This is a genomic window from Protofrankia symbiont of Coriaria myrtifolia (assembly GCF_900634755.1).
GTDB lineage: Bacteria > Actinomycetota > Actinomycetes > Frankiales > Frankiaceae > Protofrankia > Protofrankia coriariae.
Genome location: NZ_CAAAFS010000222.1, coordinates 1 through 8,440 on the forward strand (window position 1 = coordinate 1; position 8,440 = coordinate 8,440).

The following is an 8,440-nucleotide window of genomic DNA, read 5'->3' on the forward strand; positions in this document are numbered from 1 at the left end:
GGCCAGGCCGGGGGTTGGGTCGGCGTCGGCGGGAGCGGGTGCGGATCGGGACGCCGGATCCAACGGTGACGGGGTCGGCCGGGTTGGTCGCGGTAGCCGAGGTCGTCGACCGGCTCGGCATCGTCGGGGCGCTCGACGAGGGGATCGGGCCGCTCAAGCAGCGGGACCGGGGGCTCGGCGGCGGTGCGTTACTCGTCGGGATGGCGACCAGCCAGCTTGAGGGTGAGTCGTCGCTGGCCGGGCTGTCTCGCCCGCCACGGTGGCAGCCACTGCGACAGGCCGGTCGACCGACTGACATCCGATGACATCCGACATCCGATGACGTCGGATCGTCACGGCTGGGGGATGATGGCGTCGGCCCGATCCTCGGGTGCGGCTGCGTGTCCGCGACGGGAGGAGTTTGTGGATGTCCGCACGCTCGTCGGTGGCTCTCGACGTCCGACTACTGGCGCGGGTGACGGACCGGGTGCTACTGGCCCAGCCTTCCGCAGACGCCTGGTATGTCCTGCCGGGCGGCCCGGTCGAGTCGGGTGAGGGCATCGAGCCCGCTCTTGACCGCCATCTCGACGGTCTCGGCGGCCCGAAGGCGTCCGCGTGGCGGTTCGCCGGCGCGGTGGAGCACGCCGACGCACCCTTCGACCGGGCTGCCGGGGAGCCGTTGGCCGGCCACAGCCTGACGATCCTGTTCGCCGCCGACTGGCCGGCGGCCGTCCCGCTGCCGGAGACCTGGCGAGGGAACAGGGTGCGGGCCGTCGACATCGGCCTGCTGCTGGCGACCCGGCTGCGTCCGCTGCCGGTCGCCTGGGTGGTACGACGCTGGCTGGCGGAGGGCTGGCCGCTGTGGCGGGGCGCGGTCCCGGCCGGTCGGGAGCCGGGCTGGGCCGGGCTGCGCCCCTCGTTGGCGTCCCTGCGCGCGCAACTCGCCGCCCGGCGCGACGAGCTGCGCAGCAACAGGTTCCGGGACGCGGCGGTGGCGATGTGCGCCCTGGTCACCGCCGCCGACGGGCGTGTCGACCCGGCGGAACGCGACGGGCTGCGGGGCTTCGTGGCCACCGACCCGGTGATGTCGCAGTTCCCGGCGGACGAGTTGGAGGCGCTGTTCGACAGCCATCTCACCCGGCTGCAGGCCGATGTCGCCACCGGGAAGCTGGCCGCCCTTGCCGAGATCACGAAGGTGCGGGGCCGGGTCGGCGAGGCCGCCGCGGTGGTCCGCATCGGTGAGGTCATCGGCCGCATCGACGGCGACTTCACACCGAGTGAACAGGCTGTGGTGCGGGAGGTGATCGGCGAGCTCGGCCTCGACCCGACCGAGTTCGCCGCGCAGACCGTCGCGCCCGGTCTTACGTGATCGGTTCCGGTGGCCGCGGGAGGCGACCATGCGGGGTCACGTCCATGCGGGGTCACGTCGACGCGGGTGGAGCGGGACCCGGCCGCCACCGGACCTGTCGCCCGGCCTCACCTGTCGCCCGGGCCTCGCCGAACCGGAGACCGCCTGGATCACCGCCCGCACCGACCAACATCCGTCAGACACGTCCTGGTCTGGAGCGCCGATGCCCCCCACCATGCCGACCGAGGTCAGCGCCCGTGCCGTCATCCTCGCAGGGGACCGCGTACTGCTGGCCAACCGTCGCGGTCAGTTCTGGTACTTCCTGCCCGGCGGCAACGTCGGGCCCGGGGAGACCGTGGAAGCCGCGCTACGCCGAGAAACCTCCGCGGAGGCCGGGTTCGGTGCCAGTGATCTGGAGTTCATCGGCTGCGTCGAACACACCTACGTCGAGGACGACAGACGGTTCCACGAGCTGAACGTCGTGTTCGCCGCCGATCTGCCGTGGGGTGCGGAGATCGGGAGCCGGAAGGACGACATCGACATCAACTCCGTCGCGTTACGCGAGCTGCCAAATCTTGATCTGCGCCCCGCGACCCTCACCGACATGATTCTCGACTGGGTGGGCAGCCGTCGGCCCGGCTGGCATGCGGCGGGTCGCTGACCGGGACCCGCGGCACGCTCACGCACACGCGGCCCGCGCGGGGACGGGCCCGGCGGGGCTGAGTCATGGCATGGACGCGCCGCTGCCCCTCCGCCCCGACCGACGCCGAGCGGACACGGGCCGAAACCGAACCGCCACCGCCCGAAGAACGGGCCACGAGGCAGGGCCTCGTCCGCCTCCTGCCGCGGAGGCAGGGAAACGGAGGAAAACGGATCCCACCAGACCTCGGCGACACCGGCGTTCCGTGGGAGAATCACGCTGACGGTGCGGGACCGGCGTTCGGGGCGGGAGCGGTGCGGATCGAACCGGCGGACGACGCCATGTTCCAGGAGCACGACGCCTGGTGCTACGACCCGCCCTACGACTTCTACGACAGTGACGGCTTACCCGTGAAGAACCCCGAACGGTTCTTCGCCGCCCGCGACGACGACGGCACCCTCGTCGGCTTCTATTTTTTCGAACTCCACGACGACGCGCTGTTCTACGGGTTCGGCCTGCGGCCCGATCTCACCGGCCGCGGGCTCGGCGAACGGTTCGTGCTGGCCGGCCTGGAGTTCGCCCGCCCCATCTACGGGCGGCGCCGGGTCACACTCCACGTCGCGGCCTTCAACGAACGCGCCATCCGCCTGTACCAGCGCCTCGGTTTCACCGAGACCGGACGGCACACCGAGACGTTCGACGGCTACGGGGCCGTGGAGTTCATCGACATGGAAAAACCCGCTGAGCACCGCCGGCGTCCAGCAGGCCAGCGATCTGTGACAGTCACCTGGCGGCGGCTTGACGAGCCCGACTTCGCGTTGCTGCGGGGATGGCTGGAGCAACCACATGTTGCCCGGTGGTGGAACCACGAGACCACGTCCGAGGCCGTCCACCGCGACTTCGGCCCCGCGGCCCGCGGCGAGGAGCCGTCGGAGGACTTCCTCGCCCTGCTCGACGACCGGCCCGTCGGGCTGGTGCAACGCTGCCGCCTCGCCGACTACCCCGAGTACCGCGACGACCTGGCACCCATCGTCGACGTCCCTGCCGGTGCCATGAGCATCGACTACCTGATCGGCGAACCCGCCCAGACCGGGCACGGCCTGGGCACCCGCATGATCGCCTCAATGGTCGCACGGACCTGGTCCGACCATCCTGAGGCCACCTGCGTCGTGGTGCCGGTCGTGGCGGCCAACCGGGTGTCGTGGCGTGCCCTGGAGAAAGCCGGCCTCCGACGCGTCGGACAGGGGCCCATCACACCGGACAACCCCGCCGACGATCCCCTGCACTACGTGTACCGCGTGGACCGGCCCTCGACGTCCTGACAGCGGAAGACCGCTACGACACCGGCGGCACGCTGGCCTCCTCGCCGACACGGGCCAGGTTCGAAGGTCGATCGCCCTGGCCGGCGGTACGGCGCAGCCGTCGCGCCCGGCCGTCGGCCTCGCGCTGGGAGTCCGCGCGGCCCTGGTCGCCGTCTCCTTCTCCTTCGCCGTGTCGCTGCGCCGGGACACGACGCTGTCGACCGTCGGGTAAAAACCGTCAGTCATCGGGCCAGAACGGCCGTCCGTACCGCCCGCACCGCTCGCACCGCCCACGCCGCGGGCGCTGTCCTCAGCCGGCCGGGTGAACGGGCCGGCCGGCTGGGTGGGTCAGAGGCCGGTCCGTTTCGGCTGGCTGACGCTGTTGCCGAACTCGTCGATGAGACCGGCGCGGCGCAGCGCGTCGGCGAGCGCACCGTCGGGCACGTCGTTCGACCCGCCGCGGCGGCCGCGGGGCTGTGTCCCGCCGGAACGCGCCCCACCGGAACGCGCCCCACCGGAACGCGCGCCGCGGGCGGCCCCGGAGCCGGCGGCGCCATGCTCACGGGGACCGGCCTGGCCCTGGCCCCCGGCATCGCGCTCGCGGCGGCGCCCGGAACCCGATGACGAACCCGACGACGCGCGCTGGTCGGCCCGGCCGCCGCCGGTGTTGTTGTCGTCGTCGAGCCGCAGCGTCAGCGAGATGCGTTTGCGGGCGATGTCGACGTCGAGCACCTTCACCCGGACGATGTCGCCGGGCTTGACCACCTCGCGCGGGTCGGAGACGAAGTTCCGCGACATTGCCGAGACGTGGACGAGCCCGTCCTGGTGCACTCCGACGTCGACGAACGCGCCGAACGCGGCGACGTTGGTGACGACACCCTCCAGCACCATGCCGGGCGCGAGATCGGCAAGCGTCTCCACACCCTCGGCGAACGCCGCGGTCCGGAACGCCGGACGCGGGTCACGGCCCGGCTTCTCCAGCTCCCGGAGGATGTCGGTGACGGTCGGCAGACCGAAGGTGTCGTCGACGAAGTCCGTCGGCCGCAGCGCCCGCAACGTCGAACTGTTACCGATCACCGCCGTGATATCACTGTCCGTGGCCGTGAGGATGCGGCGTACCACCGGATACGCCTCCGGGTGCACGCTGGAGGCGTCCAGCGGGTCGTCGCCGCCGCGAATGCGCAGGAAGCCGGCGCACTGCTCGAACGCCTTCGGCCCCAGCCGCGGGACGTCGACGAGCGCCCGGCGGGACCGGAACGGACCGTGGGCATCCCGGTGGCGCACGATGTTCTCCGCCAGCCCCTCGCCAATGCCCGACACGCGCGTCAGCAGCGGCGCCGAGGCGGTGTTGACGTCGACACCGACGGCGTTGACGCAGTCCTCCACCACCGCGTCCAGCGAACGCGACAGCTTCACCTCGGAGAGGTCGTGCTGGTACTGGCCGACCCCGATCGAACGAGGGTCGATCTTGACCAGCTCCGCCAGCGGATCCTGCAGCCGGCGGGCGATGGACACCGCGCCGCGCAGCGACACGTCCAGCTCGGGCAGCTCCCGCGAGGCATAGGCGGACGCGGAGTACACCGACGCGCCGGCCTCGGACACCACCACCGAGGTGAGCCTGAGCTCCGGATGCCGCCTGGCCAGCTCGCCCGCGAGCCTGCCGGTCTCCCGGGACGCGGTCCCGTTGCCGATCGCGACCAGCTCGACGTTGTGGGCGCGCGCCAGCCGGGCGAGGACGGCGATCGACTCCTCCCAGCGCCGCCGCGGCTCGTGCGGGTAGATCGTCTCGGTCGCCACCACCTGGCCGGTCGGGTCGACCACCGCGACCTTCACGCCGGTGCGCAGCCCCGGGTCGAGCCCCATGGTCGCCCGCGCGCCGGCGGGCGCCGCCAGCAGCAGGTCGCGCAGGTTCACCGCGAACACCCGGACGGCGGTGTCCTCCGCCGCCTGCCACAGTCGCATCCGCAGGTCGATGTCGAGGTGGACGAGGATGCGGGTCCGCCACGCCCAGCGGACCGTCTCCAGCAGCCAGCGGTCGGCCGGGCGGCCGTTGTCGGCGACAGCGAAGTGCGCGGCGACGGTGACCTCGTAGCTGCTCGGCTGTGCCGCCGCCTGCCGGGGCATGGCCACGGCCGCTGTCGCTGTCGCTGCCGCCGGCCCGTTGGCGTCAGCGCCGTCCCCGCCGGCGGCCGGCCCGCCGGCACCGTCCGCGTCGGCGGGCTCCGGTTCGAGAGTGAGGTCGAGGGCCTCCTCCTTCTCGCCGCGGAACAGCGCCAGAATCCGGTGCGAGGGCAGCGAGGTGAAGGGCTCGGCGAAGTCGAAGTAGTCGGCGAACTTGGCGCCGGCGTCCTGCCGGCCCTCCCGCACCCGGGAGACGAGCCGGCCGCGCGTCCACATCCGCTCACGCAGCGTCCCGATCAGGTCCGCGTCCTCGGCGAAACGCTCGACCAGGATGGCCCGCGCACCCTCGAGAGCCGCGGCCGTGTCGGCGACACCCTTGTCCGGGTCGACGAAGGCGGCGGCCGTCGCCTGCGGATCCTGCGACGGGTCGGCCAGCAGCGTCTCGGCGAGCGGCTCCAGACCGGCCTCCCGGGCGATCTGGGCCTTGGTGCGCCGTTTGGGCTTGTAGGGCAGGTAGATGTCCTCCAGGCGGGCCTTGGAGTCGGCGGCCAGGATCTGCGCCTCGAGCGCGTCGTCCAGCTTGCCCTGGGCGCGGATCGACTCCAGGATCGCGGCGCGCCGGTCCTCCAGCTCGCGCAGGTAGCGCAGCCGCTCCTCAAGGGTCCGCAGCTGGGCGTCGTCGAGCATGCCGGTCGCCTCCTTGCGGTAGCGGGCGATGAACGGCACGGTGGCCCCGCCGTCGAGCAGGTCGACGGCCGCAGTCACCTGCCCCTCACGCACGCCGAGCTCCTCGGCGATCCTGCGATGAACCGACGTCGTCACGATCTCGATCCGCCTCCGTGGCCGGGGTCCTGATGAGGTGTCGGGGACCAGCTTGCCCGACCGGCGGGCCCACCGACGCATCAGCCCCGTCTCATCAGCCCCGGGCCGGTACCTGATCGCTCCGGGATGACTCAGAGCGATCCAGGCCGTTCCCGGGCTGGCCCGACCAGCTCGCCCGGTCGGGGTCACAGGCGCGGCCCGATCCGGCCGGACGGGGCCGCGTCGCGTTGGCCCCGTCCGCCTGGGACACAGGGCTTCCGAAGATCGGAATCGTGGGGTTTCCGAAGATCCGGAAGGCTCCTCCCGGATGGTGGCGACCCCCACACCGATCCGCCCGCAAGCCGTGTAGAGTCTTGGTTCGTTGCAGGTCCGGGTGGCGGAATGGCAGACGCGCTAGCTTGAGGTGCTAGTGCCCTCTAAGGGCGTGGGGGTTCAAGTCCCCCCTCGGACACCGACCATTACCCCACGGTAACGTGGGTTGATCTTCACTTCGGCTTGTACCGTCTGGGTGGCGGGCTGGTAGATCAGGTGCAGGCTGAGCTGGCGGTAGACCTCGGTCTTGTCTGCTGGGTCGGCCTCGGTGAGGGCGGTCAGTATGTCGCCGAGGGCCTCGACCAGGGCGGCGATCTCGTCTCGGCTCATCCGCCGGTCGCTGTCTGTGGTGGCTTCGCGGAGTTGGCGTTCGGCGGCTGCCCGGTCGGCCTGGGTCTGGGCGATCCAGGTTGTGACGATGACAGGGTCGGCGCCGGCGTCGAGAGCGGCTCGGTAGCGGGTGAGTTTGGTCGTGCAGTCCGCGATGGTCAGACGTGCCCGTTCCGTGGCCTGGTTCTGGCCGGTGGGAACGTTCTGGGTGGTGGTCATCGCGTCGAGGGTGTCGGTTAGTCGTGGTGGTGTGAGGGTGGTGGCGAGCCAGGTGTCGAGGGCGGGCAGGACGGCGTCTTCTCGGACGTAGACGTTGCTGGGGTGGTGGATGTGGTTCGCCAGGGCGTATTCCTGGGGGTAGCGGCAGCGGTAGTAGGCGGCGCCGCGGACCCAGTGGCCCTGCATTTTGCGCTGGCAGATCCCGCAGTGGAACGCTCCGCGCAGGATGTAGGGGTGGCGGGTTCGTGGGGTTTTCTGGTCGCCGGGTCCTCGTCCGCGTCTGGCGAGGAGTTGTTGCGCGTCGGTGAACAGCTTCGGGTCGATAATTGCCGGATGGGCGGTGTTCTCCGACCAGATCCATGTGTCGGTGGGGTTCCAGCGCAGTTTGGTGGTGTGTCCCAGGTTGACGTCGTCGACGTCGAGGAGGACTTCGTCCTTGCGTTGCCGGTTCCATACTTGCCGGCCGGTGTAACGGGGGTTGGTGAGGATCGCGCGGATCGCGCCTTTCGACCAGGCTGCGCCGGTGCGGTGGGAGTTACGGGCCGGGTCGTGTGCCGAGGGGCAGGGGATACCATCGCGGGTCAGTCCCTCTGCGATCGCAAACAGGCCGCGTCCGCCGACGAATTCGGTAAAGATTCTTACCACGATCGGTGCGGTTTCTTCGCACAGTGCGAGACCATGCAGCCGTCGACCGTCGGCAGCCTTGGCCGGGTTCGGGTGTAGTCCCAGGTCGCTCAGTTGGTAGCCGTAGGGTGGCCGGCCGCCCAGGAAACGGCCTTCCATCGCCGCTTGGGCGGCCATCGCGGCGCGGACCCGCACTTTGATCCGGTTGCGTTCGCCCTTTGACATTCCCCCGAACACGGACATGATTAGATCGTGGGCTTCGTTGTTCGGGTCGATCGGACCGCCGACCTCGGGTACCCACAGTGGCACGCCGTAGTGCGCGAACAGGGGGAAGACCAAGCCGAACTGGTTGCCGTAGAACGCTCGCTGCGGTTCCCCGATGACGACCGCGTCGAATCCCCGGTTTGGATCCTTGAGTGACTGTAGCAGATCGTTCGCTTTTGGCCTGCGTTGCCAGGGCACGGCCCGGGACTGTCCGGCGTCGAAATACTCGACGACGATCTCCCCACCGTGTGGTTCGATCAGCGCCTTCGCGCGGGTAACCTGCCAGGCGCGTGATGATTCGGGGTCCTGCTGGTCCTCGGTCGAGCATCGTCCTTCGAACGCAAATCTGATCATTCAGAATTCCCTTCCTGTCGTTCGGTCGTGTTCTCCCGACGCGACGGGGAGTTTTTGCCGGCTGCTGTCTTTGCGTCCATGCAGCGGCGTAACAGGCGCAGCAGGCTCATGGCCCAATGGCGCTTA

6 protein-coding genes, 1 tRNA gene and 1 pseudogene are annotated in these 8,440 nt (G+C 70.7%); 6 read left to right on the forward strand and 2 right to left on the reverse strand.

From position 1 onward, the window contains the following. The 5 genes and pseudogenes from CM1CMNOD_RS12505 to CM1CMNOD_RS24055 all read left to right on the forward strand — a co-directional run. A partial coding sequence (locus tag CM1CMNOD_RS12505) for a hypothetical protein (RefSeq protein ID WP_207387492.1) occupies positions 1 to 305 on the forward strand: 305 nt, incomplete at its 5' end. A 101-nt stretch (positions 306 to 406) separates the two neighbouring features. Further along, positions 407 to 1,348, forward strand: a complete 942-nt coding sequence (locus CM1CMNOD_RS12510; protein ID WP_013873978.1) for a TerB family tellurite resistance protein — start codon at positions 407 to 409, stop codon at positions 1,346 to 1,348. 202 nt (positions 1,349 to 1,550) lie between these two features. Beyond that, a complete protein-coding gene (locus tag CM1CMNOD_RS12515) occupies positions 1,551 to 1,988 on the forward strand; it encodes an NUDIX domain-containing protein (protein ID WP_043603633.1) in 438 nt (145 codons plus the stop codon). 320 nt (positions 1,989 to 2,308) lie between these two features. Next, a pseudogene (locus CM1CMNOD_RS24050) lies at positions 2,309 to 2,632 on the forward strand (GNAT family N-acetyltransferase); the annotation flags it as partial. A gap of 63 nt (positions 2,633 to 2,695) precedes the next feature. Beyond that, positions 2,696 to 3,289, forward strand: coding sequence for a GNAT family N-acetyltransferase (locus CM1CMNOD_RS24055; RefSeq protein WP_050803788.1), 594 nt, complete (start codon positions 2,696 to 2,698; stop codon positions 3,287 to 3,289). Positions 3,290 to 3,616: 327 nt separating this feature from the next. Here the strand turns inward: CM1CMNOD_RS24055 and CM1CMNOD_RS12525 are convergent, their stop codons facing one another. Next, positions 3,617 to 6,211 (reverse strand): Tex family protein, encoded by a 2,595-nt coding sequence (locus CM1CMNOD_RS12525; RefSeq protein WP_013873981.1) that lies wholly within the window; start codon positions 6,209 to 6,211, stop codon positions 3,617 to 3,619. 367 nt (positions 6,212 to 6,578) lie between these two features. Here CM1CMNOD_RS12525 and CM1CMNOD_RS12530 point away from each other — a divergent pair. Then, positions 6,579 to 6,662, forward strand: a tRNA-Leu gene (locus CM1CMNOD_RS12530). Here CM1CMNOD_RS12530 and CM1CMNOD_RS12535 read toward each other — a convergent pair. Continuing rightward, a complete protein-coding gene (locus CM1CMNOD_RS12535) occupies positions 6,644 to 8,314 on the reverse strand; it encodes a recombinase family protein (RefSeq protein ID WP_083828278.1) in 1,671 nt (556 codons plus the stop codon). The two genes, CM1CMNOD_RS12530 and CM1CMNOD_RS12535, sit on opposite strands and share 19 nt — an antisense overlap. Positions 8,315 to 8,440: the final 126 nt, after the last annotated feature.

Excerpts from the sequence above, each read along its gene's own strand:
- CM1CMNOD_RS12515 (WP_043603633.1), top strand. The coding sequence starts at position 1,551 with ATGCCCCCCACCATGCCGACCGAGGTCAGCGCCCGTGCCGTCATCCTC.
- CM1CMNOD_RS12510 (WP_013873978.1), top strand. The coding sequence starts at position 407 with ATGTCCGCACGCTCGTCGGTGGCTCTCGACGTCCGACTACTGGCGCGG.
- CM1CMNOD_RS12535 (WP_083828278.1), bottom strand. The coding sequence starts at position 8,314 with ATGATCAGATTTGCGTTCGAAGGACGATGCTCGACCGAGGACCAGCAG.
- CM1CMNOD_RS24055 (WP_050803788.1), top strand. The coding sequence starts at position 2,696 with ATGGAAAAACCCGCTGAGCACCGCCGGCGTCCAGCAGGCCAGCGATCT.